At 61.0% G+C, this 25,753-nt stretch carries 23 protein-coding genes and 1 tRNA gene; 23 read left to right on the top strand and 1 reads right to left on the bottom strand.

Going from position 1 to position 25,753, the window contains the following annotated elements; all coding sequences use genetic code 11:
* The first annotated feature begins 110 nt into the window (after window positions 1–110).
* From EKM85_RS09245 to EKM85_RS09210, 8 genes are all read left to right on the top strand, one after another.
* The gene (locus tag EKM85_RS09245) at window positions 111–548 is read left to right on the top strand and encodes a hypothetical protein (RefSeq protein ID WP_125586206.1); all 438 of its coding nucleotides are present in this window, start codon (window positions 111–113) and stop codon (window positions 546–548) included.
* A gap of 315 nt (window positions 549–863) precedes the next feature.
* Window positions 864–1,859: a tryptophan ABC transporter substrate-binding protein gene (trpX, locus tag EKM85_RS09240; RefSeq protein ID WP_125586204.1), complete on the top strand. Its 996-nt coding sequence runs from the start codon at window positions 864–866 to the stop codon at window positions 1,857–1,859.
* Window positions 1,860–1,861: 2 nt separating this feature from the next.
* A complete protein-coding gene (locus EKM85_RS09235) occupies window positions 1,862–2,761 on the top strand; it encodes an ABC transporter permease (RefSeq protein ID WP_125586231.1) in 900 nt (299 codons plus the stop codon).
* Entirely contained in the window at window positions 2,754–3,512 is a 759-nt protein-coding gene (locus tag EKM85_RS09230; RefSeq protein WP_125586202.1) for an ABC transporter ATP-binding protein, read from the top strand. The genes EKM85_RS09235 and EKM85_RS09230 overlap by 8 nt, the downstream gene beginning before the upstream one ends.
* Before the next feature lie 12 nt (window positions 3,513–3,524).
* Window positions 3,525–4,019 (top strand): SprT family protein, encoded by a 495-nt coding sequence (locus tag EKM85_RS09225; RefSeq protein WP_125586200.1) that lies wholly within the window; start codon window positions 3,525–3,527, stop codon window positions 4,017–4,019.
* Between the two features lie 49 nt (window positions 4,020–4,068).
* Window positions 4,069–4,154: transfer RNA gene (locus EKM85_RS09220), tRNA-Leu, on the top strand.
* A gap of 559 nt (window positions 4,155–4,713) precedes the next feature.
* Complete coding sequence (locus tag EKM85_RS09215; protein WP_225418971.1) at window positions 4,714–5,280, top strand: alcohol dehydrogenase; 567 nt, start codon at window positions 4,714–4,716, stop codon at window positions 5,278–5,280.
* 88 nt (window positions 5,281–5,368) lie between these two features.
* Entirely contained in the window at window positions 5,369–5,983 is a 615-nt protein-coding gene (locus EKM85_RS09210) for an ECF transporter S component (protein ID WP_125586198.1), read from the top strand.
* Between the two features lie 114 nt (window positions 5,984–6,097).
* Here EKM85_RS09210 and EKM85_RS11540 read toward each other — a convergent pair whose 3' ends face one another.
* On the bottom strand, window positions 6,098–6,730 hold the full coding sequence (locus EKM85_RS11540; RefSeq protein ID WP_191987300.1) for a hypothetical protein: 633 nt from the start codon (window positions 6,728–6,730) through the stop codon (window positions 6,098–6,100).
* A 122-nt stretch (window positions 6,731–6,852) separates the two neighbouring features.
* Between EKM85_RS11540 and EKM85_RS09200 the strand changes: the two genes are divergently transcribed.
* The 15 genes from EKM85_RS09200 to rlmD all read left to right on the top strand — a co-directional run bounded on the left by EKM85_RS09200 (window position 6,853) and on the right by rlmD (window position 25,630).
* Window positions 6,853–7,350: a hypothetical protein gene (locus tag EKM85_RS09200; protein ID WP_125586196.1), complete on the top strand. Its 498-nt coding sequence runs from the start codon at window positions 6,853–6,855 to the stop codon at window positions 7,348–7,350.
* A complete protein-coding gene (locus EKM85_RS09195) occupies window positions 7,350–7,940 on the top strand; it encodes a glycoside hydrolase family 73 protein (protein ID WP_125586194.1) in 591 nt (196 codons plus the stop codon). The genes EKM85_RS09200 and EKM85_RS09195 overlap by 1 nt, the downstream gene beginning before the upstream one ends.
* Window positions 7,941–8,212: 272 nt before the next feature.
* Window positions 8,213–8,788, top strand: a complete 576-nt coding sequence (locus EKM85_RS09190; protein ID WP_164510734.1) for a xanthine phosphoribosyltransferase — start codon at window positions 8,213–8,215, stop codon at window positions 8,786–8,788.
* Between the two features lie 9 nt (window positions 8,789–8,797).
* A complete protein-coding gene (locus EKM85_RS09185; protein ID WP_125586190.1) occupies window positions 8,798–10,153 on the top strand; it encodes a nucleobase:cation symporter-2 family protein in 1,356 nt (451 codons plus the stop codon).
* The gene (locus EKM85_RS09180) at window positions 10,146–11,270 is read left to right on the top strand and encodes an ATP-grasp domain-containing protein (RefSeq protein WP_164510733.1); all 1,125 of its coding nucleotides are present in this window, start codon (window positions 10,146–10,148) and stop codon (window positions 11,268–11,270) included. Before EKM85_RS09185 ends, EKM85_RS09180 begins: the two co-directional genes overlap by 8 nt.
* A gap of 1 nt (window position 11,271) precedes the next feature.
* Complete coding sequence (gene purB / locus EKM85_RS09175; RefSeq protein ID WP_125586186.1) at window positions 11,272–12,567, top strand: adenylosuccinate lyase; 1,296 nt, start codon at window positions 11,272–11,274, stop codon at window positions 12,565–12,567.
* Between the two features lie 153 nt (window positions 12,568–12,720).
* The gene (locus EKM85_RS09170) at window positions 12,721–14,034 is read left to right on the top strand and encodes a 3'-5' exonuclease (RefSeq protein WP_164510732.1); all 1,314 of its coding nucleotides are present in this window, start codon (window positions 12,721–12,723) and stop codon (window positions 14,032–14,034) included.
* Between the two features lie 192 nt (window positions 14,035–14,226).
* Window positions 14,227–16,485 (top strand): DNA helicase PcrA, encoded by a 2,259-nt coding sequence (pcrA, locus tag EKM85_RS09165; RefSeq protein ID WP_379882458.1) that lies wholly within the window; start codon window positions 14,227–14,229, stop codon window positions 16,483–16,485.
* An 11-nt stretch (window positions 16,486–16,496) separates the two neighbouring features.
* Window positions 16,497–18,512, top strand: coding sequence for an NAD-dependent DNA ligase LigA (gene ligA / locus EKM85_RS09160; protein WP_125586182.1), 2,016 nt, complete (start codon window positions 16,497–16,499; stop codon window positions 18,510–18,512).
* A gap of 15 nt (window positions 18,513–18,527) precedes the next feature.
* Window positions 18,528–19,679 carry a CamS family sex pheromone protein gene (locus EKM85_RS09155; protein WP_125586181.1) on the top strand — a complete coding sequence of 384 codons (1,152 nt, stop codon included), beginning with the start codon at window positions 18,528–18,530 and terminating at the stop codon, window positions 19,677–19,679.
* A gap of 232 nt (window positions 19,680–19,911) precedes the next feature.
* A complete protein-coding gene (gene gatC, locus EKM85_RS09150) occupies window positions 19,912–20,208 on the top strand; it encodes an Asp-tRNA(Asn)/Glu-tRNA(Gln) amidotransferase subunit GatC (RefSeq protein WP_125586178.1) in 297 nt (98 codons plus the stop codon).
* Window positions 20,209–20,211: 3 nt separating this feature from the next.
* Window positions 20,212–21,669, top strand: a complete 1,458-nt coding sequence (gene gatA / locus EKM85_RS09145; protein WP_125586176.1) for an Asp-tRNA(Asn)/Glu-tRNA(Gln) amidotransferase subunit GatA — start codon at window positions 20,212–20,214, stop codon at window positions 21,667–21,669.
* A gap of 1 nt (window position 21,670) precedes the next feature.
* The gene (gene gatB, locus EKM85_RS09140; protein WP_125586174.1) at window positions 21,671–23,101 is read left to right on the top strand and encodes an Asp-tRNA(Asn)/Glu-tRNA(Gln) amidotransferase subunit GatB; all 1,431 of its coding nucleotides are present in this window, start codon (window positions 21,671–21,673) and stop codon (window positions 23,099–23,101) included.
* Between the two features lie 16 nt (window positions 23,102–23,117).
* The gene (locus EKM85_RS09135) at window positions 23,118–24,146 is read left to right on the top strand and encodes a diacylglycerol kinase (protein ID WP_125586171.1); all 1,029 of its coding nucleotides are present in this window, start codon (window positions 23,118–23,120) and stop codon (window positions 24,144–24,146) included.
* A gap of 125 nt (window positions 24,147–24,271) precedes the next feature.
* A complete protein-coding gene (rlmD, locus tag EKM85_RS09130) occupies window positions 24,272–25,630 on the top strand; it encodes a 23S rRNA (uracil(1939)-C(5))-methyltransferase RlmD (protein ID WP_125586169.1) in 1,359 nt (452 codons plus the stop codon).
* The last annotated feature ends 123 nt before the right edge of the window (window positions 25,631–25,753 follow it).

The raw sequence follows: 25,753 nt of genomic DNA, 5'->3' as shown, positions 1-25,753 counted from the left end.
AGCTAAGCCCTTGGCATTGCCGCTGTTTTTTGGCGGCGAGGGCAAGGGCGGAGCAGGGCGCTCAGGCGTTGGCCGGTCGCAACCCAATTATTCTCGGAGGAGGAATTCGCATGAATAAGAATCAGCAAAAAATGGTCCACTTCAGCAACGTGATGCAGCAGGTCATGAACGGGACAGAGGCCGAGCAAGAACGGCTCAATCCGCAGTTCACGGCGTTGCGCGCCGCGATCGACGCGGGGACGAGCGCGTCGTTTGACGCGGCCACTTACGCGCAGACCAAGCAGCAGTTTGAAGCGGGCACGAATCACTATGCGGCGCTGCTAGAGACGCTGGCGGCGCCCAGTGCGCCGGCCCGCTTCATCGGCGCGCACAAGCTGCTGGTCGCCGCCTACCGCGACTTTGTGGCCGCCTGCCAGGCGATGACGGAGAGCTTACATGATGCGCCAGGCAGCCTGGACGTCTCGGCCTTCAACGCGGCGGAGAAGGCGCAAGATGCGGCCACCGAACGCATGATGGTCCAGCTGAGCAAGATCACGCGGCTGGCGTAAGCCAAAATAATCGGCCCTTTTTTCATGAGTACGCTTGACAGACCCGGGGCGAAAAAGGTACGCTCTTTTTAATTAATCAAGAGGAGGAACGCAACATGAAGCCCATGACTACCCAGATCAATGTTCGCTGGCAAAGCCAACACTAGGTAGGTCGCTGACACGACCTGCCACACGCAGGTCGTGTCTATGTTGGCGTTCCACTTGTATGTCCGCATAGACTCTGAACAGTTGAGTTTATGCGGATTTTTGTTTCGGCAGATCTCCGCAGCCTGCGCGGTTGGATCTGCCTTTTTGAGTTTAGGAGGAGCAATTATTATGAAACGTATGATTGGATTGATCGTGATCCTGCTGGGGTTCTTAGGGGTCGCCTTCGCGACGACCGGCCGCCCGCAGCAGCCAAAACCGGCGCAGGTGCCGACGGTCGGGATCTTGCAACTGATGAGCCACCCGGCGCTTGACGCCATCCACAAGGGCATCATTAAGGGCCTGGCGGACGCCGGCTACACGGTCGGCAAGAACGTCAAGATCGATTTTCAAAACGCCCAAAATGACCAAAGCAACATGAAGACGATGTCGGAGCGCTTCGTCAACGAGAACGCCGCGGCCATGATCGGGATCGCCACCCCGTCTGCGCAGGCGCTGGCGGACGCGTCCTCAAAGATCCCGATCGTCCTGGGAGCGATCACGGATCCCAAGGGGGCCGGGCTGGTCAAGAACAACCAGCGGCCTGGCAACAACATTACCGGGGTCTCCGATCAGGCCCCGATCAAGGCGCAGCTGAAGCTGGTGCGGCAGATCATGCCGCGCGCCAAGGTGCTCGGCGTGATCTCCACGTCCAGCGATTCTTCCGCGCAGGTCCAGGCCAAGATGGTCACCCAGGAGGCGCCGCACGAAGGCTTCACCGTGAAAAATTATACCATTGCCTCGACCAACGATTTGCACCAGGTGGCCGCGCAAATGGTCACGCAGGTCGACGCGATCTTCGTGCCGACGGACAACACGATCGCCAGCGCGATGCCAACGCTGGTCCAGGTCGCCAACACGCAGCGGATTCCCGTCTTTCCGACGGTGGACACGATGGTCAAGCAGGGCGGGGTCGCCACCTTAGGGCTGAACCAGTTTGACCTCGGGGTGGCAACCGGCAAAATGACTGCCGCCATCTTGAAGGGGAAAAAGCCGGCCACCACGCCGATCCACTTCGCCAAGAAGGGTGAGCTGATCATCAACCTCAAGCAGGCCAAAGTGCTGGGGCTGACGATCCCGCAGCAAGTCGTGGATGATGCCAAAAAGAACGGGAAGGTGATCGAATAATGATGAGCTTAGGAGTTTCAGCCATTGGGCAAGGATTGTTGTACGGTTTGATGGGGGTCGGCCTGTTTTTGACCTTCCGCATCTTGGATTTTCCCGATATGACCGTGGAAGGGACGTTTCCCTTGGGCGCGGCGGTCACCGTCGCGGCCATCACGCACGGGGTGTCGCCGCTGCTCGCGACGCTGCTGGGGATGCTGGCAGGCATGGCCGCAGGGGCCATCACCGGCTTTCTGACCACCGTCGGCAAGGTCCCGGTGCTCTTAGCCGGGATCCTGGTGATGACCGGGGCTTACTCGGTCAACCTGCGGATCATGGGGCGCTCGAACTTGTCTTTGCTGAACAAGGCGAACTTATTCGGTACCAAGTTCTTGCAGGCCCTGCCGCCGTACTTCGACAGCGTGCTGGTCGGCCTAGTCGTCGCGGTGGTCGTGGTCACACTGTTGATCCTGTTTCTGAACACCCAGCTGGGGCAGGGCTTCATTGCCGCCGGCGATAACCCGACCATGGCCAGGAGCTTGGGGATCGCTCCGGCCCGCCAGGAAGTGCTGGGCCTGATCGTCGGCAACGGGCTGGTGGCGCTGTCCGGTGCGCTGATTGCCCAGAATAACGGGTACGCCGACGTGAACATGGGCATCGGGGTCATCGTGATCGCGCTGGCGTCGATCATCATCGGGGAGGTGCTGTTCGGCGAGCTGACCTTGAGCCAGCGCCTGATTGCCACGGTGCTGGGCAGTATCTTGTACCGCTTCGTCCTGCTCCTGGTGTTAAAGCTCGGCTTTTCGCCCAACGACCTCCAGCTGATCTCGGCGATCGTCCTGGCGATCTTGATCATGATTCCGGCGTTTGAGCACCGCTTCAAAGTGCGGCGCGTATTGAAAAATGGGGTGAAGCGCAATGGCTGAAGCACAACTGACCTTGCATCAAGTGAACGTGAACGTGGCTGTCGGGGAAACCTCCCGGCCGCTGCTGAAAAATATTGATTTGACCGTTGCCCCCGGGGATTTTGTCACCGTGCTGGGGGCCAACGGGGCCGGTAAGTCGACGTTGTTCAACGCCATCACCGGCGATAAGCCCGTCGCGGCCGGGACGATCACGCTGGCCGGCGAGGACATCACAAGGGCTCGGCCGGAGCACCGGGCGCGGCTGATCGCCCGCGTCTTTCAGGATCCGAAGATGGGCACCGCGCCGCGCATGACGGTGGCGGAAAACCTCCTGCTGGCCAGTCGCCGGGGGCGCCGGCTGACGTTGAAGTCGCGGGGGCTTAAGGCCCGCATGGCTGAATTTCAGGCGCTGGCCAAGCAGACGACCAACGGCCTCGACCAGGCGCTAAACAAGCCGACGGAGGAGCTGTCTGGGGGCCAGCGGCAAGCGCTGAGCCTGCTGATGGCCACCATGGAAGAACCCGCGCTGCTGCTTTTAGATGAGCACACCGCGGCGCTCGACCCGCACACCAGCAGTGAGATCATGACGCTGACGAACACGATCGTGCAGCAGGAGCACCTGACCTGCCTGATGATCACGCACCAGCTGGAGGACGCCCTGGCGTATGGTAACCGGCTGATCGTCCTGCAGGATGGCCAGCTCGTGGCGGATTACGCCGGGGCGCAGAAGGCGGCCCTGACCCGCGCCGATCTGTTGCAATATTTTGCCTGAACGGAGAATACGATGTCGAACCAAGAACTACAAGCGCTAGTCGAACAGGTCAGCCTGACCGCTTTTCACCGGCCGTTTGAGCACCAGGCGCGCTTTAATTCACGCCTGCGCACCACCGGTGGGCGGTTTCACGTGCCCGACGAAAATTTAGATTTTAACCCGCACCTGTTCGCGGCGGTGGATGCCGCGGTCCAGGTCGGAATCATCAAGCACGAGCTGTGCCATTACCACCTGTACCGGGCCCACCAGGGGTTTCGCCACCGCGACCCCGCCTTTAAAGCCATGCTGCAGGCGGTCGGGGGACTGCGCTTTGCCCCGCGCCTCGCGCCGGTGCGCCCGGCCAAATACCAGTACCAGTGCCCCGCCTGTGGGCAAGTCTACCCGCGGATGCGGCGGCTGGATCTGACCCGCTACGGGTGCGGGCGGTGTGGGCACCGGCTGCAACTGGTGCCACCAGCGGCTAGTGAACTTGCAATCGGCACCGGAAAAATCCGGCCGGGGCGTTGACATTGGCTGCGCGCTCCCATATACTATTTCTTGTGCTTCTTAGCGTCATGCGGGTGTGGCGGAATTGGTAGACGCGCAAGATTAAGGATCTTGTGATCATTATTGATCATGAAAGTTCGAGTCTTTTCACCCGCATCGGTGATTAAGCAGAGCCCTCGGGGCATGTCTGGCAACAGACGTGACCCGAGGGCTTTTTTTCTGGCTGGCGCCGTGATCGTTCGCTGTCATCTGGGCCCCAAAAGCAGGCAAGTGACGGCTGGCATTAGCAGCGACTGAGTCCGCCACCAGTATTCGTGAAAATATTCATAAATATAAATATAAAGAAGTAGGCAGAGCGCGTCCCGGAAATCCGAACATAAGCGCATCATTTGGGCATTTGAATGTATGAATCATAAAAAATAAATAACACGAATTGAACGGTTGAAGGATTTTGACCGTTATTTATTAACGAACGATTGACTGACTTACTTCAGCGCAAGCCGGCCGAACAAAGCACTTTGGCCAAGACGGACGCTTATTTTACCTGTTTTCATAAATCTTTCATGATATTTCTCCCCCTTTCACCCCGCCTGACATTTGCGTCGCGGTCCGTTACAAAAACCGCGAAAAATTTTCGTATTCGCTTGACGATTCTCATGTATGAGGTCAAAATGATGGTTGGGGAAACTTTGAATAATACAGGGAGTGTAACGCAATGAAAAGAAAAGACTTGACCGGCCAGACCTATGGCCGGCTAACTGTGCTGGCCTACGCCGGGGCAGCTAAAAACGGCAACGCCACTTGGCTTTGCCAATGTTCCTGTGGCAACAAAACAGTCGTCGACGGGTACCGCCTGCGTAAGGGCACGACCACCTCATGTGGTTGCTACCGGCGCGAGGTCATGAGCAAAGCCATTCGCTCGAACCCCAAGACTGCGGCGAAGATCGGTCAAAAGGACCAGTTCGCCAAGACGGAAGGCGTCAACTTGGCCGCCACGCTGAGCCTGCGTTCATCTAACCAAAGTGGGGTCACCGGGGTCTCATTTGATAAGCAGGCGGGCAAATGGAACGCGCGCCTGTTCTTCAAGGGCCGCCTGGTTCTGAACCGGACCTTTGCCTCCTTCAATGAAGCCGTCGCGGCTCGCCACCAGGCGGAGCGCACGTACTTGGTGCCGCTCTTGGACCGGCTGGAATCAAAGAAGGAAGCACAGGAGCCGGCGGTGGCCGCATGCAGTACGCAATCTGAACAAGCACCGGCGCAGCTCTTGCGGCGTCAGGCATAACAACGAACGAACAACGGCCTCTGAGCCGTTTTTTTGTTGCCAACGGCTGGTTTCAGGGTACACTGGTAGCAATTAGGAGGTGAGGGTGGTGCAAAAACATCACGCCACAGCGACGACCACGCTGCTTGGGATCCTGGGGGCGCTGATCCTGCTTCAGGCCTATGTGCCGATGGTCGGCTACATCCGCATTTTCCCGGCGTGGCCGGCGATCTCGACGATCCACCTGACGGTCATTCTGGCCGGGGTGCTGCTTGACGTGCCGGGCGGGGCGGCCATGGGCCTGTTTTGGGGCGCGGTCAGCCTGTTCAAGGCCTACACCGCCCCTGGCGACCCCATGACCCTGCTGCTGTTTCAAAATCCCGTGATCGCGATCGTGCCGCGCGTGCTGGTCGGCGTGGCGGCGGCGCTTGTGTTCCGGCACTGGCTGAAGCGCTGGCAGGGCGGGCGCGCCACAACGATCAAGCTCGCTCTGGCGGGCATCGCCGGGGCGCTGACTAACACGCTGCTGGTGATCGCCTTCACGTGGCTGTTTTTTGCCAGTCGCGCCAATCAGGTCGTGCCCGGGGCCAGCGCCGCCAATTTGGCGTGGCTGTTGATCGGCGCCTTTGCGATCAATGCGCTCGCTGAGGCCGCGATGGCGGCCGTGGTGACCCCGCTCTTGGGTAAAGCGCTGCTCGCAGTGCGCCGGCGCGCCCGCCGCTGACGGCCGCGGCCCGGAAGCCGGGGAGCCAAAAAATACCCCTGCGTCACGATTCGGACTGGAATCGCGATGCAGGGGTATTTTGTTTGGTAAGCGTTCATGAAGCCGGCCGGCGCGTCACTTCATTTTGGCCACCGCGCTGCTCAAAGCGGCAACGTCTTTGGTGACGGTTTGCAGGTTGGCCTGAATGATCTCGGCTTGCTGGCTGAGCGAACTGGTGTATTCGTTCAAGCGGCCCAGCGCCGCGTTGATGGCCGCCTCGTCATCCGGCGCCTGGGCGACGGTGCTGAAGAAGGTCGTTTCCGCGCTGCTCATTTCCTTGTAATAGCTGTCAAACGTCTTGTGGTCGAGTTTGGCGAGCTTCAGGCTGTTCAGTGCGTTTGAGAGCGCCGCCTCCGGGAGGTTGGGGCTGCGCTGCGAGCTGACCTTGGTCAGGGCGGTGGTCGCCGTTTCGATTTGCTCTTGGGCGGCCTCAAGGCGCTTATAGGCCTGTTCGCGGCTGGTCAGCAGCACGCCGACGGGCCCCGCGGCTTTGAAGTCCTGGGTGGGATCTTTGGCGTAGGCCTTCTCGAAGGTGGACGGAAAAGCGGCCGCCTCGTTATCGATCAGGGTCAGCATCTTGGTTTGAATGCCGACTTGCGTGCGCAAGGTGCTGGTCGTGGTCTGGAGTTGGGCCTTCTGATTGATCCCCGCTGCCGAACAGCCGCTCAAAAGCAGCAGGCCGACTAGCAGTGCACCAAGTTTTTTCACGTTGCCACCCCCTCTTGGCTTTATGTTAGCTGATTTGCGGGGGAATTACTAGCACTGGCAACGCTGTCAAGTCGGTGCGCCGAGGCAGGCTGGTTCTGTTAGAATGAAGACGAGGTGATACGATGAACGATCAGACATTAGTTGAAATTGCCGCGATGATGCTGCAGCCGCGGCCCGATCGCGGCGAGCAGCTGCTGGCTGGCAAGTGGCACATCCCGCTCGCCGCGGTGGCCGCGGGCGATGCCGCCCTCACTGATAAGCAGCGGGCGGCCTTGCGCTACCTCTTCACCGATTACGAGTGGATGCTGGCGCAAAAAATTGCGGTGCTGGAGGCGACTGCGCCCAGCGAGGAGGGCGTGGCCTGGCGGTTCCAGGAAGCCAAGGCGACAATCGCCCAGGCCTGGCTGCGGCAAAGCGGCGTTAAGACCCGCGTGCAGCACACCGAGGGCAAGGACGCGGCGGCGCACCTGCAGATTCAGATGGCGTACGGCGGCCACGGCCTGGTCGACTTGCTGGACTTCATTGTGCCGGCAAAGGATCTGCAGCGGCTTGAAAGCAAGCAACTGACCCTGCTGGAGTGGACCCGCGCGCAGCTGCCTGCGCCGACTGAGGAGGGCTGATGGCCAAGCGCCGGTCGTTGCCGCGGCCCTTGGGCCTGCTGGCCATTGCGCTGGTGATCGTCTTGGCGATTGGCGTGTGTCAGCGCTTGCGCCGGCCTCAGCCAACACCGGCTGTGCGGCCGCCGGCAGCCCATGTGACCTTCATCAAGCGCTTGGCCCCCTACGCGCAAACGCTGCAGGGTCAGTATCAGGTGCTGCCGAGCATCACCTTGGCCCAGGCGATCCTGGAGTCGGACTGGGGGACGTCGACGCTGGCCAGCGAGTACCACAACCTTTTCGGCATCAAGGGCAGCGATCCCGCCACGTCGCGGGTGATGAAGACGCAAGAGTACCAAGACGGCAAATGGGTCACGGTCGACGCGCGCTTTCGGATCTACCCCAGCGATGAAGCGTCCATGAAGGATCATGCCCTGCTGCTAGTCAACGGGCCCAAGTGGAACCCGCATTTGTACGATCCGGTCCGGCAAGCCACCAGCTACGAAGCAGCGGCCAAGGCGCTGCAGACGGCCGGTTACGCCACGGATCCAACGTACGCTGCCAAGCTGATCAGACTGATCAAAGCATACGGCTTGAACCGCTATGATGAGTGATCGGGTTTTGCTGCTGATTTGACGATAATGTTTGGCTTGTCTCGATTAATTTGTCTAAAGACGAATTATCGGGATTTTTTTATTTACGGCCTGCCGGGGGCCACTAAGCTTGTGCCGGCGGGATCCGGCGGCAGTGGCGGCCGGCTGGTCGGACTGGAACGCCAGCGCAAAAGCCACACAATACCCGGAAAGCAAATTGTGAAGGGCCTGCATCTATGGTAAAATTTGTGAAACAAACCGCGGTTGGCCGCGAAAAAGGATGGGGACAGTTAGTGAAATTACTTGAGGATCGCATCAGACAAGACGGTCAGGTGCTAGGGGCGGACGTGCTCAAAGTGGATAGCTTCTTGAACCACCAAATCGACCCTGATCTCATGGCGGCATTAGGGGCAGAGTTTCATGCGCGCTTTAAAGACGTTGACATCACGAAGATCCTGACGGTGGAGAGCTCGGGGATCGCCCCGGCGCTGGCCGCGGGGATGGCGTTTCACAAGCCGGTCGTGTTTGCGCGCAAGCACAAGAGCCTGACGTTGAAGGATCATTTGTACACGGCAGAGGTCTATTCGTTCACCAAAAAGACGGCCAACACGATCGCCATTTCGACCAAGTTCTTGGGGCCCAATGACCGGGTGCTGATCATTGACGACTTTCTCGCCAATGGTCAGGCGGTTGAAGGCCTGATCGACATCATCGGTCAGGCCCAGGCCCACCTGGAAGGAGTCGGCGTGGTGATCGAGAAGAGTTTCCAGAAGGGGCGGGCCCTGCTTGACCAGCGCCACGTGCACGTTGAGGCCCTGGCGCGCATTGCGGCCTTTGAAAACGGTCAGGTCGTTTTTGAACAAGATTAGGAGGACTCGATGAAGCAGCCAGACGTATCCGCGCCCAAAGCGGCGGTGCTGGGGATCCAGCACCTGTTGGCGATGTATTCAGGCTCCGTGTTGGTCCCGATCCTGATTGGGAGTGCGCTGAAGTTCTCAAGCGAGCAAATGACTTACCTCGTTTCCATTGACATTTTCATGTGCGGGATCGCCACCGCCCTGCAGGTCTTTGGCAACAAGTTCTTCGGCATCCGCCTGCCCGTCGTGTTGGGGTGCGCCGTTCAAGCGGTGGCGCCGCTGATCCTGATCGGGCAGAAGTTCAATATTCAGACGATGTACGGCGCCATCATTGCCGCCGGCGTCTTTGTGGCGCTGATCGCCGGGCCGTTCGCCAAGTTGCGGCGGCTCTTTCCGCCGCTGGTGACTGGCAGTTTGATCACGGTGATCGGGTTGTCGCTGATCCCTGTTGCCTTCCAAAACCTGGGCGGGGGCAACGTGGCGGCCAAAAGCTTCGGCTCCGGCGCCAACGTCCTGGTCGGCATGGCCACGGTCCTGCTGATTTTGGCCTTTAACGTCTGGGGCAAGGGGTTCGTGCGCTCGATCGCGATCCTGATCGGGCTGATCGGCGGCACGGTCCTTGCGGGGGCGTTTGGCATGGTGTCCTTCCAGCCGGTCATTGCGGCCAGCTGGTTTCACGTCCCGACGCCGTTTTACTTTGGGACCCCGCGCTTTGAGTGGAGCTCGATTGCGACGATGATCCTGATCTCGCTCACCTCGATGGTTGAATCCACCGGCGTGTTCTTCGCCCTGGGGGACGTGGTGGAGCGCAAGATCACCAGTGAGGACCTGAAGAAAGGCTACCGGGCGGAAGGGCTTGCCGTCATGCTTGGCGGTATTTTCAACACGTTCCCGTACACCACCTTCTCGCAGAACGTTGGGCTCGTGCAGCTGTCCGGGATCAAGACGCGCAAGCCGGTGATCTTCTCTGCTCTGTTTCTGGTGCTGCTTGGGCTGCTGCCAAAAATCGGGGCGCTAGCGACCATCATTCCCAGTCCCGTGCTGGGCGGCGCGATGCTGGTCATGTTCGGCATGGTGGCCGTTCAGGGCATCCGCATGCTGCAGCAGGTCGACTTTCATAACGACAAGAACCTGCTGGTGGCGGCCATTTCGATCGGGCTCGGGCTGGGCGTGACGGTGCAGCCGCAGATCGTGCAGTTCCTGCCGAAGACCCTGCAGCTGCTGTTCTCCTCCGGGATCCTGCTGGCCAGTGTTTCGGCCGTGGGGCTGAACTTGCTCTTCAACGCAAAGACGCCGCCGGCCGAGCTGCCAGAGGCGGATGGATTAAATGAAGGCGCCGCCCCCGCGGCGTCAGGAAAGGGCGGCAATCATGACTGATTTTATCCAACCCGGTGCTGGGATCGGCATCATTGGCGGCGGGCCCTTGGCTTACAGTATGGCGAACGCCGCCAAGGCCATGGGGATGAACACGATCGTGCTGGCCCCCAGCGAAAGCGACCCCGCCCTGGCGTTGGCCGACATTCCGCTGATCGGCCACGCGACCGACGCGGCGGCGCTCGCGCGGCTGGCTGAGGTGGCGACCGTGGTCACGTTCGCCAACGAAAACGTGGACGGGGATGCCTTAGCGCAGCTCACGACCAAACGACAGCTGCCCTCAGGGGTCGACATCCTGGCCGTGACGCAGGACCGCTACCTGGAAATGGTGTTTCTCGATGACTTGAACGTCAACATCCTGCCCTACGCGCAGGTCGTGGGGCCAAGTGACCTCACCAAGGCGATCGAGTCCGTGGGGCTGCCGGCGATCTTGAAGCCGATCCAAAAGGACATGGGGGCCGATCAGCAGCTGCGCCTCACCAGCCAGGCGGACGTGCAGCGCGCCCAGCAGCTGTTGCAGCAGCGGCCTTACATTCTTGAGGCCTGGCTGGACCGGCCGACCGAATACGCGGTGACGGTGGTCAAAAGCGGCGACGAGGTCCGGGTCATGCCGGTGGTCCAAACCGTGTTTGCCCGCCATCAGCTGCAGGCAGCTTTTGTGCCCGCAACCGGCGGTCAGGCCGTGCATCACGAGATCACCCGCGTGGCGAAGCTGATCGCCGCGCACCTGGACTACACCGGCGCGTTTGGCATTGAACTGTTCATGACGGCTAACCAGTCGCTGTACGTCAAGCGGATCTACCCCGCCCCGCAGCTCACCAACCATGTGCTGGCCAGCACCACCGGCTTCAGTCCCGTCGCCCTGCACCTGCGCGCCTTGCTGGGGTGGCCGCTGCCGGCGCTGAGCCTGCTGCGGCCCGGCGTCATGATTCCGCTGCGGGCCGAAGACGCGGGAGCGGCGATGACCCAGGTGCGGATCAAGCCGGACTGGCAGTTTGAGTTTTACCCCAGCGGCAGCGATTTGATCGGGATGATGACCATTTACAAGCCGCTGGTCGAGGCGGCGCAGCTTTTGAACGCGACGGATCACTTTCATTTGAACCTTTCAGAGGAGGACTAACATGATCGATCGATACAGCCGCCCCGAGATGGCCGCGGTGTGGACAGAAGAGAACCGGTACCGGGCGTGGCTCGAAGTTGAGCTGCTGGCGGCAGAGGCCTGGAGTCAGCTCGGGGAGATCCCGGCCACCGACGTCAAGGCGCTGCGCCAAAACGCCCGTTTTTCCGTCGACCGGATCCACGAGGTCGAGGCCGTCACGCGCCATGACGTGGTCGCCTTCACGCGCACCGTCTCCGAGTCGCTGGGCCCGGAGAAAAAATGGGTCCACTTTGGCCTGACCAGTACGGACGTGGTCGATACCGCGCAGGGGGCGGTTTTAAAGCAGGCCAATGCCATCCTGCGCGCCGACCTGGAGGCTTTGCTGGCCGTGGTCGGGCGCCGGGCCAAGGAGTTTCAAGACACCGTCATGATGGGGCGGACCCACGGTGTACATGCCGAGCCGACAACGTTCGGGCTCGTGCTTTTGACCTGGTACTCCGAGCTGAAGCGGGACCTGAAGCGGTTCGACGATGCGGCTGCAGACGTTGAAGCCGGGAAGATCTCCGGCGCGGTCGGCACCTTTGCCAACACCCCGCCGGCAGTGGAAGCGTACGTCTGCGAGCACTTGGGGATCCGTGCTCAGGAGGTGTCCACCCAGGTCTTGCCGCGCGACTTACACGCGCACTACATTCAGACGCTGGCCTTGATCGCGACGTCCATTGAACGCTTTGCTTTGGAGATCCGCCACCTGCAGCGCACCGAGGTCCACGAAGTTGAAGAACATTTCAACGCCGGCCAGAAGGGCAGCTCTGCCATGCCGCACAAGCGCAACCCGATCAGTTCGGAGAACGTCACGGGCCTGGCCCGGATCATTCGCGGTTACGCGACGCCGGCGCTCGAGGACGTGCCACTGTGGCACGAGCGCGACATTTCGCACAGCTCGGCTGAGCGCATGATGCTGCCAGACGCCACCGGCCTGCTTGATTACATCCTGCACCGGTTCACCGGCATCGTGGCCAACTTGGACGTGTTCCCAGAGACGATGAAGGCCAACATGCAAAAGACCCACGGCCTGATCTACAGCCAGCGGGTGATGCTGAAGCTGATCGAAGCCGGGATGAGCCGCGAGGCCGCCTACGACCTGGTCCAGCCAAAAACGGCGCAGGCCTGGGATGAGCACCGCGACTTCCGGCAGCTGCTGGAAGCTGATCCGGCAGTGACGTCGCGGCTGACGCAGGCCGCCCTGGATGACGCTTTTGATTATCACTACCACCTGCGCCACGTGGCCGAAATCTTCGCGCGGGTGGGCTTAGCCTAGCTGCTGCTTGTAGGCGTCTCGGTATCATGATTCGTTCTTGGAATCGCGGTGCCGGGACGCTTTTTCATCAGGCGGTGGGGTGATCGCCGCAGGGTGAGCGCTTGCAAAGCCCCGCTGATTTAGGTAGGCTGATTGGGAATGGAGTGGACCGGCATGGACGTCGAGGAAGTTAAAGGATTAGTACAAAAACCGCTGGCTGAAACCGCGTGGCAGGAGCAGGTGACGGCGGTCGTGCGGCTGCTCGCCGCGTTTGCCGGCGGCGACCCGCGCCAGATCAGCGGGGCGGCGGGTGAGGATGACACGCTGACACTGCACCTGCGCGGGCTGTGGCCGCGGGCCATCGCCCAAGGCGTTCCCCTGGCGCTGGGGGAGACGGTCGTGCAGCCGCACGGCCCGCGCCCCGGTCAGGCGGCGGACCGGCTGCTGCGGGGGATCCTGAACAGCTACGTGCTGGCGCTGCGTGACCTCACCAAGCTGCCGCAGGCCCTTTACCCGCGGTGGCGGGATATTCGCCAAATTCAAAACCAGCTGCTGGCGCTGCAGGCGCTGTTGCACCAGTGGCGCCTGGACGCCGATGCCGCGCCGGTGCGGGCGACGCTGTACGGACCGGTGGCGGCCGGCACGCTGCATGCTCTGCAAGCAGGCGGGGTGAAGGTGACCCAGGCCAAGCTCGCCAAGCCTTGGGCCCACGGGTTCTTGGGCGACTTGCCGATGCCGCCGATCGTGGTCGGGGTGCGCAGCCAGGGCGGTAAAGCAGGCAGTGGGCAGCAGCAGGAGGTCTTGGCCCGCGCCAAGCACTTGGCAAGCCGGCAGTTTGCGCGAACGCGCTCGGCGGCGCTGAGCCGCGGCGAGCGGCCGGTGCTGTACGGCAAGACCGCAGTCACTGATTTCACGGCCTTTGACTTGGAGTTTTCCAGCGGCAACGCGCGTGAGGGGATGTTCATTACCGAAATCGGCGCGGTCAAGGTCCGGGCCAATCACATCACCGATACGTTCAACGCCTTTGTCCAGGTCCCGGCGCGGCGCCACCTCAACGTCTATTCACAGCGCGTTACCGGGATCCACGAGGATACCCTGAGCCGCTACGGCCTGCCGGCGAACATCGCGATCCGGCAGTTCATCGACTTTATCGGTGAGGACAGCCTGCTGGGGTTTTCCATGCACGGCGGGGATCTGCCGGTCCTGCGGCGCCAGTTCAACCTGTATCCGCAGCCGTACCGTCTGATCGACGTGGCCCAGTTGGCCAAACAGGCCGGCCCGATGCCGGGCAGCCCGGAGGTCAGCCTGACGACCTACCGCCATTACCTGGGGCTGAGCCTGCTCGCCCACGGGGCGGTCTATGATGCGGTCACGACTTACGCGCTGTATGCCTACCTGCAAGAGCAGGCACGTGATCCCGAGGCCTTGGTGGCAGAGTTCGATCAAGTTTTTCGCGCCACCAGTTTGAAGGATGGGGACATTAACTAAAGCTTTTGGCCCGAGGCTGACCCTCGGCGCCCAACCGGTGGCACTAGGCCGAAGCGGCGGTTCCAGGGAAAATGGCGTTTTGACAACCGCGCTAAACCGCGGCGTGAAGCCGTTTTCGCACCGCTGGCTCGCTATCGTGGCGGGCCTTTTTTTGGTACAATGAGTCTTAGCAAAACTGGGAAGGACGATATCATGAAGGCTGCACTACTGAAAGGCATGAACGACAAACAATCTGAGGCGGTGCTGGCCACCGAAGGGCCGCTATTGATCATGGCCGGCGCGGGCTCGGGCAAAACGCGGGTCCTGACCCACCGCGTGGCCTACCTGATCGAGGACAAGGGGATCAACCCGTGGCGGATCCTTGCCATCACCTTCACGAACAAGGCGGCGCGCGAAATGAAGGACCGGATCGGTCGGATGCTGGATCCGGAGCTGGCCAAGGACGTGTGGGTCTCGACGTTCCATGCGCTGTGCGTGCGGATCTTGCGCCGCGACATCGAGAAATTGGGCATGAACCGCGCCTTCACCATCGCGGATCCCGCCGAGCAGAAGACGCTGGTCAAGCACATTCTGAGTGATTTGAACCTCGACCCCAAGCGCTATGACCCCAAGGCGCTACTGGCGGCGATCTCTAACGCCAAAAATGACCTGAAGACGCCCGAAGATTACGCCAAAACGGCGGGGACGCCGTTTGAGCAGGTGGCGGCCAGTGTCTACGCCGAGTACCAAAAACGGATGCGCTCGGACCAGGCGCTGGATTTCGATGACCTGATCATGCAGACCATCGTCCTGTTTCAAAAGGACCCGGAGACGCTGCGGTTCTATCAAAACAAGTTCCAGTACATCCACGTCGACGAGTACCAGGACACCAACGAGGCCCAGTACCAGCTGGTGCACATGCTGGCGGACGGCTACCGCAACCTTTGCGTGGTCGGGGATGCCGATCAGAGCATTTACGGCTGGCGCGGGGCGAACATGCAGAATATCCTGGATTTCCAAAAGGATTACCCGGACGCCCAGGTGGTGCTGCTCGAGCAGAACTACCGCTCGACCAAGACCATCCTGAACGCCGCCAACGACGTGATCAAGAACAACAAGAAGCGCCAGGTCAAGACGCTGTGGACGGAGAACAAGACCGGCGACAAGATCACCTACTACCGGGCGCAAAGCGAGCTCGACGAGGCGTATTTTGTGATCAAGACGATCGAGCAGGCCATCGCGGACGGCAAGCGCAAGTACGGCGACTTCGCGATCCTCTACCGCACCAACGCCCAGTCGCGTGCGATCGAAGAGGCCTTTGTCAAAAGCAACATCCCTTATAAGATGGTCGGCGGCCACAAGTTCTACGACCGCAAGGAGATCAGAGACGCCCTGGCCTACTTCCGCCTTGTGATCAATCCGGCTGACGACATGAGCTTTAACCGCATCGTCAACGAGCCCAAGCGCGGCATCGGGGACACGTCAATGGAGAAGCTGCAGGCCTTTGCCACCCAAAACGGCTGGTCACTGCTGGAGGCGGCCCAAAACGCCGAGCTGTCTGCGGTGTCCGGAAAAGCCCGCGGCGCCCTGGCGGCGTTTGGCCAGACCATCGCCAAAATCCAGGCGGCCAAGGCGAAGGGCAGCGTGACTGACCTGATGGAAGCCATCCTGGACGACACCGGCTACCTGCCCGCGCTGAAAAACGCCGGCACGGTCGAGGCCGACACCCGCATCGAGAACCTGCAGGAATTGCTCTCGGTGACCCAGCAGTTTGACGCCCGCTACCAGCCGCAGGAAGAAGACAGCGACATTTTCGTCGACTTCATTGCCGACCTGGCCCTGGTGTCCGACCAGGACGACGTTGAGGAAAACGCGCAGGAGGTCACCTTGATGACGCTGCACGCCGCCAAAGGCTTGGAGTTTCCGGTCGTCTTCATGGTGGGCATGGAAGAGGGCTTGTTCCCGCTCAGCCGCAGTGCCATGTCAGAAAAGGAAATGGAAGAGGAGCGCCGTCTGGCCTACGTGGGCATCACCCGGGCCAAAGCCAAGCTGTACTTGAGCAACGCGTACTCGCGGATGCTGTACGGTCAGCGGCAGAGCAACCCGCAAAGCCGCTTTATTGACGAAATTGACCCGGCGCTGCTGGAAACGGTTGGCCAGCAGGCGCCAAAATCGCAGTACCCGTTCGACCGGGAGGCAAACCGCACCGCCCGCGCGGTCACGCCGACTTATTCGCGGCATCCGCAAGGGACGCACGCCAAGGTCGTGGAGAACGCTGGCGCACCGACCAGTGCCGCCGGCAAGACCAGCTGGCGCGTCGGCGACAAGGCCGAGCACCGCAAGTGGGGCGTGGGCACCATTGTCAAGGTGGCTGGCGCAGGCGACGACCAGGAGCTCGACATTGCGTTTCCGGAGATGGGCGTTAAGCGGCTGCTGGCCGCGTTCGCCCCGATCACTAAGCACATCGATTAGGAGGGTCACCCATGGCAGATAAAGGCATCAAGGGCATGACGCACAGCGAGGCGAGCGCCGCGGTCCAGCCGCTGGTCGATCAGCTCAACCAGTGGCGCCGGGAGTACTACGACCAGGATGCGCCGACTGTTGACGATCACGCGTACGACGTGGCGTATCAGCGGCTTTTAGCCTTGGAGGCCCAGTACCCCGATTTGGTGCTGCCAGACTCGCCCACGCAGGCCGTCGGCGGTAGCGTCGATAACGACTTTGCCAAGGTGCCGCACGCCGTGCCCATGCTGTCGATGGGCGACGTGTTTTCGCTGGCGGAGCTGCAGGACTGGGCCGCGCGGCTGGAGGCCGGCGTAGAGGAGCCGGTGGACTACAACGTGGAACTCAAGATCGACGGTCTGTCGCTGTCTTTGGTCTACGAAAACGGCAAGCTGGTTCAGGGCTCCACGCGCGGTGATGGGAACGTCGGGGAGGACGTGACGGCCAACGTCATGACCATCAAAGACATTCCCCACCAGCTCAACAAGCCGCTGAGCCTCGAAGTGCGCGGTGAGTGTTACATGCCCAAGGCGGCGTTTGTCAAGCTGAACGCCGCACGGGAAGCACAGGGCCTGGCGACGTTTGCCAACCCCCGCAACGCGGCGGCCGGCAGCTTGCGGCAGCTCGATCCCAAGGTGACGCAGGCACGCGCCTTGGCCACGTTCCTCTACACCCTGATCGATCCTGCGCGCTTTAACGTGACGACGCAGCGTGAGGCCATCGCCTTCATGAAGGACCTCGGGTTTGTCACGAATCCGAGCTCGCTCACCACCGACGATTTGAACCAGATGGATGCCTACATCGCCGAGCAAACCGCAGACCGCGACGCCTTGGCGTACGGCATTGACGGCATTGTGGTCAAGGTCAACAGCCTGCCGCTGCAGCAGCGCCTGGGCAACACGGTCAAAGTGCCGCGGTGGGAGATCGCCTATAAGTTTCCCCCTGAGGAGGCGGAAACCGTCGTGCGGGCCATTGAATGGACCATCGGCCGCACCGGCGTGGTGACGCCCACGGCCGTGATGGATCCCGTGCCGCTGGCCGGTACCACCGTGGCCCGCGCCACGCTGCACAATGCGGACATGATCCAAAGCAAGGACATTCGCATCGGTGACACCGTGCTGTTGCACAAGGCCGGCGACATCATTCCGGAAGTCTCCGCTGTGGTCCTAAGCAAGCGCCCAGAAGATTCGCAGCCGGCACCGATCCCTACTGCCTGCCCGTCGTGTGGGCAGGCGTTGGTGCACGTCGACGGTGAGGTGGCGCTGCGGTGCATCAACCCGATGTGCCCGGCTCAGGTGCAAGAGCAGCTGACGCATTTTGCCAGCCGGCTGGCGATGAACATCGATGGGCTGGGGCCGAAGATCATTGCCCAGCTGCAGGCTAAGGGCCTCGTCAAAGACGTGGCCGACCTGTACGCACTGACGGCGGCTGACCTGAGTACCCTGGATAAGTTCAAGGAAAAGTCCATTAATAATTTGTTAAAGGCCATCGACACCAGTCGGCAGAACTCGGTGGAACGCCTACTATTTGGCTTAGGCATTCGCCACGTCGGCGCCAAAGCCGCGCGGCTGCTGGCGGCGCACTTTGGTGACATTGACACCCTGATGGCGGCCGATGAGGAAACCATCGCCGCTGTGCCAAACATTGGCCCCACTATCGCGGCCAGCGTGGTGCAGTACTTTAACCGGGACACCGCGAAGACGCTGATCGAGGATTTCCGGCGGGCCGGCGTGAACTTGCGCTTTAACGGCCCGGCCCAGGCGGCAACTGACAGTTACTTCTCCGGCAAGACCGTGGTGATCACCGGCACCTTCGCGGCCTTCACGAGACCGGCGCTGACCGCTCAGCTGCAGGCGCTGGGGGCCAAGGTCACCGGCTCGGTGTCGAAGAAAACGGACCTGCTGGTGGCGGGGGCCAAGGCCGGCTCCAAGCTCGCCAAGGCCCAGGCCTTGGCCGTGCCAGTGATGGACGAAGCAGAACTACAAACGAAACTATAAGTGAGGCATTGGTTGATGAAGAAAATTTTGGCCGCGGCGTTGATCGCGACGGCGGCGCTGCTTGCGGCGTGCGGCAACCTGAGTTTTAACTCGAGCGCTGCCGGTAAGGGCTCCGGCAGCAGCGCCAGCAAGTACACCACCACTGGCACCACGGATGCCAGCATGTACGAAGGGGTTATCAAGGACGGCCGCTACCAGACCTCCAGTGCCCGCGGCCTGCAGCTGACGCAGAACCAGCAGGACGGCAACGCCTTTAACATTAAGAGCATGGAGGCCGGGCTGCAGGCACTCTCGCAAAAGCAGTTTGCCACCTCCAAGTATCTGTTTGAGGAGGGCCAGCTACTGACCACGGCCACGACGCGGAAATGGCTGGCCCACAAGTCGGCTAAGGACGCGGAGGGGTTGAACCCCAAGAGCAATAAAAGCACCGATGCCAATAAGCGGGTCCCGACATACTTGCAAACGATCCTCGAGCAGGACTACATGACGCAGGCCGGCGCGAAGATGACTCTCGGCGGGGTCGCCATTGCGCTGGGGATGAACGAGTATGACTACTATCAGAAAGTGAAGTACGGCGCGACCTACACCACCCACATCACCGACGCGGCGATGACCGCGCAGGGCAAGCGCATGGCCCAGGAAGTCGTGACGCGGGTGCGCCGCATGAAGGGCGTGGCCAACGACACGCCGATCCTGATTGGCCTGTACAAGCTGGCGGCGCGGGACTCGCTGGTGGGGGGCACGTATTTTGACTACGTGCTTTCACCATCTGGGGACACGGTCAGTGACTGGAAGCCGGTCAATCAGCAAAACGAGGTCCTGCCGACGGTCGACAACAAAAAGCCGATCAACCAAACGGTGTCTGACGACTTCGCCAACTTCCAAAGCAACGTGGAGAACTTCTTCCCAACGCTTGCTGGCGTCACCGCGCAGGCGCATTACGAAAGCAACCAGCTGACCGGCCTGAACGTCACGATCAATACGCAGTTTTACGGGTTGACCGAGATCCAAAGCTTCACGCAGTACGTGGGGTCGATGGCGTCTAAGTACCTGCCCAGCGGGGTGAAGGTGCAGATCACCGTGCAGTCCACGCAGGGGATCCAGGCGTTTCTTTCCCGCAGCAGAGGGGCTAAGGACTTCACCACCCACGTTTTTGACAGCTACTGAGCGTTAACCGACCGGCGACCCGTGCTTGCGGGCTGGCGCGGCGGCGCCTCACCCTCCCGATTTGGTTTTGGAATCGCGGCGGTGAGGCGTTTGTGCGTTTCAAACCGGCGACCAGCACGGGTCAGCCAGTTCAGATTTTCGGCGGAAAAAGACGGCCGGTCCAGCGGCCTGACGCGGCTGGTATGGTAAACTAAGATGATTACATCCGCAAAGAGAAGAAGGTAGGGAGAACATGATTTCAAAAGACAGTGTGGCGCACGTTGCCGGGCTGGCCAAATTGGCCTTTTCGGAAGACGAGCTGCAGCAGTACACGGCCCAACTCGATGAGATCTTGAACATGGTCGCACAACTGGAGCCCGTCGACACCACAGACGTGCCGGTGACTACCCAGAGTATCCACCTGGAAAATGTGATGCGCGAAGACGTCGCCGTCAATGAGACCGACGTGAACGACCTGCTGGCCAACGTGCCGACCAAGAAGGGCACGCTGATCCAGGTGCCATCCATTATCGATAAGGAGGACGACTAAGCCGTGAGTTATTTCAATCAAGACATCACCAAGCTCCACGCCGCGCTGACCAGCGGCCAGCTCACTGCGGCGGCCTTGACCCACGCCACGTTTGAGGACATCAAGCGCATTGACCCCGAAGTGGACGCGTTCTTGACGCTGAACGAAGAAGCGGCTAAGGCCGCTGCTGCGGCAGTGGACGCGGCCGGGATCAATGCTGACCAGCCCCTTGCCGGCGTGCCGGTGGGCATCAAGGACAACATCGTCACCAAAGGCCTCAAGACCACGGCGGCGTCCAAGATCCTGAACAACTTCGTGCCGGTGTACGACGCGACGGTGGTGGAAAAACTGCAGGCGGCCGGCGCGATCATTGCCGGCAAGCTCAACTTGGATGAATTCGCGATGGGCTCTTCCACCGAAAATTCAGCCTTCAAGACCACGAAGAACGCCTGGGACCACACGCGGGTGCCCGGCGGTTCATCAGGTGGCTCCGCTGCGGCCGTCGCCTCGGGTCAGCTGCCGATGGCGCTGGGCACCGATACCGGCGGCTCGATCCGCCAGCCGGCGGCCTTTAACGGCATCGTGGGCCTGAAGCCAACGTACGGGCGCGTGTCGCGCTGGGGCGTCATTGCGTTTGCCTCCAGTCTTGACGTGGTCGGGTCCTTGACCCGCACCGTGCGGGATGCGGCGCTGACGCTGAACGTGATCGCCGGGCATGACGACAAAGATGCCACCACGGCGGCGCTGGCGGTGCCGGATTACACGGCCAAGCTGGGCGCGTCCATCAAGGGCATGAAGATCGCCCTGCCCGAGGAATATCTCGGCGAAGGCGTGGATCCCAAGGTCGCCGCTCAGGTTCAAAAGGCCGCTGATCAGTTCCGCGCGCTAGGCGCGACGGTGGACACCGTCTCGCTGCCGCACACCAAGTATGCAGTGCCGGCTTACTACATCATTGCCAGCTCCGAGGCTTCCTCGAACCTGCAGCGCTTTGATGGCATTCGCTACGGCTTTCGGGCCAAGGACGTCAAGAACCTCGAGGACGTTTACGTGCGGTCCCGCTCCGAAGGGTTTGGCCCCGAGGTCAAGCGCCGGATCATGCTGGGGACGTTCAGCCTTTCAGCGGGCTTTTACGACGCCTACTTCAAGAAGGCCGCGCAGGTGCGGACGCTGATTGCGCGTGATTTTGAGCAGGTGTTTGCAAACTATGACTTGATCATTGGCCCTACCACGCCGACGCCGGCCTTCAAGATTGGCGCCAAGGTCACCGATCCGCTCACGATGTACATGAACGACATCCTGACCATCCCCGTCAACCTGGCTGGGCTGCCGGCGCTGTCCGTGCCGGCGGGCTTGGTCGACGGGCTGCCAGTGGGGCTGCAGCTGATCGGCAAGCAGTTTGACGAGCAGACCTTGCTGCAGGCCGCCGATGCCTTTGAACAGGCGACCGGCTATCAGGATGCGATCCCGGGAGGTGCGAACTAACATGAATTTTGAAACTACCATCGGCCTTGAGGTCCACGTCGAGCTCAAGACGAAATCCAAGATGTACTCGCCGACCCCGGTCTCTTACGGCGCAGCGCCCAACGTCAACACCAACGTGATCGATTGGGGCTTTCCGGGAACGCTGCCCACGATCAACCGGGGCGCGTATTCGTACGGGATCATGGTCGCCTTGGCGCTGCATGCCGACATCACGCGCCACACGCATTTTGACCGCAAGAACTACTTCTATCCCGATAACCCGAAGGCCTACCAGATCACGCAAAGCGAGACCCCGCTGGCCACTAACGGCTACGTCGAGATCGAAGTGGGCGGTAAGAAGAAGCGGATCGGCATTCACGAACTTCACGTCGAAGAAGACGCGGGGAAAAACTCCCACGAAGACGACGGTTATTCTTACGTTGATCTGAACCGGCAGGGGACGCCGCTCGTCGAGATCGTTTCCGAACCTGACATTGCGACCCCGGAAGAGGCCTATCAGTACCTGGAGCAGCTGCGCCAGATCGTGCAGTTCACCGGCGCTTCCGACGTCAAAATGGAGGAAGGGTCCATGCGCGTGGACACGAACTTGTCCGTGCGGCCGATCGGCCAGGACGGGTTCGGCACGAAGACTGAGATCAAGAACCTGAACTCGTTCAACCACGTGCGCGACGGCCTGGCCTTTGAGCAAAAGCGCCAGATCCAGCTGCTCATGGCCGGCGGTGCGGTGCGCCAGGAGACGCGGCGCTGGGATCCGGCCAAGAAAGAGACCATCCTGATGCGGGTCAAGGAAGGCGCGGACGATTACCGCTACTTCCCAGAACCAGACCTGCCGCCCGTCTTTGTCTCCCAGCAGTGGATCGATGAGGTGAAGGCCAAGCTGCCAGAGGCGCCGGCCAAGCGGCGGGCGCGCTACGTCAAGGACTGGGGCATTCCGGCATACGACGCGGGCGTTTTGACGTTGACCATGGAAATGGCCAACTTCTTTGAGGCCACGGTGGCGGCGGGCGCCGATCCCAAGCAGGCCTCTAACTGGCTGATGGGTGAGGTGTCCGGCTACCTGAACGCCGAACACCTGGAGCTCAAGGACGTTGCGCTGACTCCGGCCCACCTGGCGGGGATGATCAACTTGATCGCCGACGGGACGATCTCCAGTAAGATCGCCAAGAAGGTCTTCCAGGAGATCATCAAGGAGGACGTCGATCCAAAGGCCTGGGTCGAAGAGAAGGGCCTGGTCCAGCTTTCGGACCCCGCCAAGCTGACGCCGATCATCGACGATATTCTGGACAACAACGCGCAGAGCATTGACGACTTTAAGAACGGCAAGTCCCGCGCCATCGGTTTCTTGGTCGGTCAGATCATGAAGCAGACCCACGGCAAGGCCAACCCGAAGGTCGTCAACACGATTTTGATGACAGAAATCAAAAAACGTTAATCAGGAGGTGATCGCGATGCGCCCACGCGCTCGCTTGATCTATAACCCAACTTCAGGCAACGAAGGCATGCGCCGGTACGTCGCGGACATCTTGGACGTGATGGAGCAAGCTGGCTTTGAGGCCTCGGCGTTCCAGACGACCCCGGCCCCCTTTTCCGCGAAAAAAGAGGCGAGTCGGGCCACCGAGGACGGCTTTGACCTGATCGTCGGCGCCGGCGGGGATGGCACCATCAACGAAGTGGTCAACGGCATCGCGCCGCACGCGCACCGCCCCAAGCTGGCGATCATCCCGGCCGGGACCACCAATGACTACGCCCGGGCGCTGCGGATCCCGCGCGAGGATCCGGTGGCGGCGGCGAAGATCATCCTGAAGGGCCAGACGCTTCGGATGGACATCGGCCAAGCCAACAACCACTACTTCATGAACATCGCCGCCGGGGGGCTGCTCACGGAGCTGACCTATCAGGTGCCAAGCGAGTTCAAGTCGATCTTTGGCTACTTTGCCTACGTGGTGAAGGGCGCGGAGATGCTGCCAGCGATCCAATCCGTGCCAATGCACTTGGAATTTGACGACGGCGTTTACGACGGGCCGGCGTCAATGTTCCTGCTGGCGATGACCAACAGCGTCGGCGGGTTTGAACAGATCGTGCCGGATTCCAGCATGGGCGATGGCAAGTTCTCGCTGATCGTCGTCAAAACCGGCAATTTCGGAGACATGCTGGTGCTGATTGCCAAGGTCCTGAACGGCGGCCGGCACGTGGATGACTCGAACATCATCTACACGAAGACCTCGAAGCTCGTGGCCACCCGGACGGATGACCGCGAGATGAAGATCAACCTCGACGGCGACTACGGCGGTTCGGCGCCGATGACGTTCGTGAACCTCAAGCAGCACATTGAGATGTACGCCAACGTCGATGAGATCCCCAAGAAGAACCTCAACGTCGATCTCATTCGCCAGCACGATTACCTCGAAGAAGTTGAAACCATCTCCCACCGCGATCTGAACGGCGACGGCCAGATCTCCGGGGAGGAGAACAAGTAATGAAGCGGGCTTGGGTCAAGACCTTGACTCAGGCCCGTTTTGCGCCTTGTGACTTGCCGGCCGGTCTGGTACAGTGAGTGGAGTCATTTTTTGCGTTGCCGCTTTGCGGCGAAAGGAGGCCCATGGTGGCGAAAACCCCAGTGGTCAAGAATCAGGAACTTGAAGTTACGATCGAGGATCTTACCTATGAAGGGATGGGCGTGGCCAAGGTGAACGGCTACCCGCTGTTCATTGAGGACACCCTGCCTGGCGAAAAGGCGCTCGTCCACGTGTTGAAAACCGAGAAGCAGTACGGCTTTGCCAAGCTCAAGCGGCTGGAAACCACGTCGCCTGACCGCGTGGATGCCGTCGACCATGCTTACACCCAAACGGGGATCGCGCCGCTTCAGCACCTGGCCTACCCGGCGCAGCTCAAGTTCAAGCAGCACCAGATCCAGGAGCTGTTCAAGAAACAGGGCCTGAAGATCCCGGTGCGGCCGACGCTCGGCATGGTTGACCCGACCGGCTACCGCAACAAGGCGCAGATCCCGGTGCGCCAGCTGAACGGTCAGGCCACCACTGGCTTCTTTAAGCGTCGCAGCCATGAGCTGGTGCCGCTGGAAGACTTCTACATTCAGGATCCGCAAATCGATCAGGCGGTGCTCGTGGTGCGTGACCTTTTGCGCAAGTATGGCCTGACCGGCTACGACGAACAGACGAACACCGGGCTGGTGCGCCACATCATGGTGCGGCGCGGCTACTACACTCACGAAATGATGATCGTCCTGGTCGTGACGTCATGGGCGATCCCGCACCAGGACGATATTGCGGCGGGGATCCAGCAAGCGCTGCCGGAAGTGACCGGCATTATGCTGAACCTGAACGACAAGCGGACCAACGTGATCCTCGGCAAGAAGACCCGGCTGCTGGCCGGCCATTCCTACCTGACCGACAAGCTGCTGGGCAACACGTTCCACATCTCACCGCTGTCCTTCTACCAGGTCAACCCGACGCAAACCGAGGTGCTGTACTCGCAGGCAATCGAGGCGGCGGCGCTGACGGGCAAAGAAACCGTCATCGACGCTTATTCCGGGATCGGGACGATTTCTCTGGCAATGGCCAAGCACGCGGCGCACGTCTACGGCGTCGAGGTCGTGCCCGAGGCCGTGGCTGATGCGCGTGAAAACGCCAAGCTTAATGGCTTGAGCAACGTCACCTTTGAAGTTGGCAAGGCCGAGGACGTGATGCAGACGTGGCGCGAGCAGCAGCTCCCAGTCGACGTCCTGATGGTCGATCCGCCGCGCAAGGGGCTGGCCAAGGAGTTCATCGCAGCGGTCGGCGTCTTGCTGCCACCGAAAATGGTTTACGTTTCCTGCAACCCGGCGACGCTGGCCCGCGACCTGAAGGCCCTGGCCGCGTTTGGCTACCAGGCCAAGCAGACCCAGCCGGTGGACATGTTCCCGCAGACCACCAGCATCGAAAGTGTCACCGTGCTGAACCGGTAATCTGAGTACAGTGCGCCCATTTGGCTAAAAGACCGTGAAAGGCTGCTGAAGTGCCCTACAATTGTTAGACGATAAGTCTGATGATTGTGGGGCTTTTCTTATGACTAAGTACAGCAGCGAATT

This window comes from Lacticaseibacillus jixianensis, from assembly GCF_003946485.1.
Classification (GTDB): domain Bacteria; phylum Bacillota; class Bacilli; order Lactobacillales; family Lactobacillaceae; genus Lacticaseibacillus; species Lacticaseibacillus jixianensis.
The sequence above is the reverse complement of the archived record's forward strand: the minus strand, read 5'-3'. Positions and strand labels throughout refer to the sequence as shown.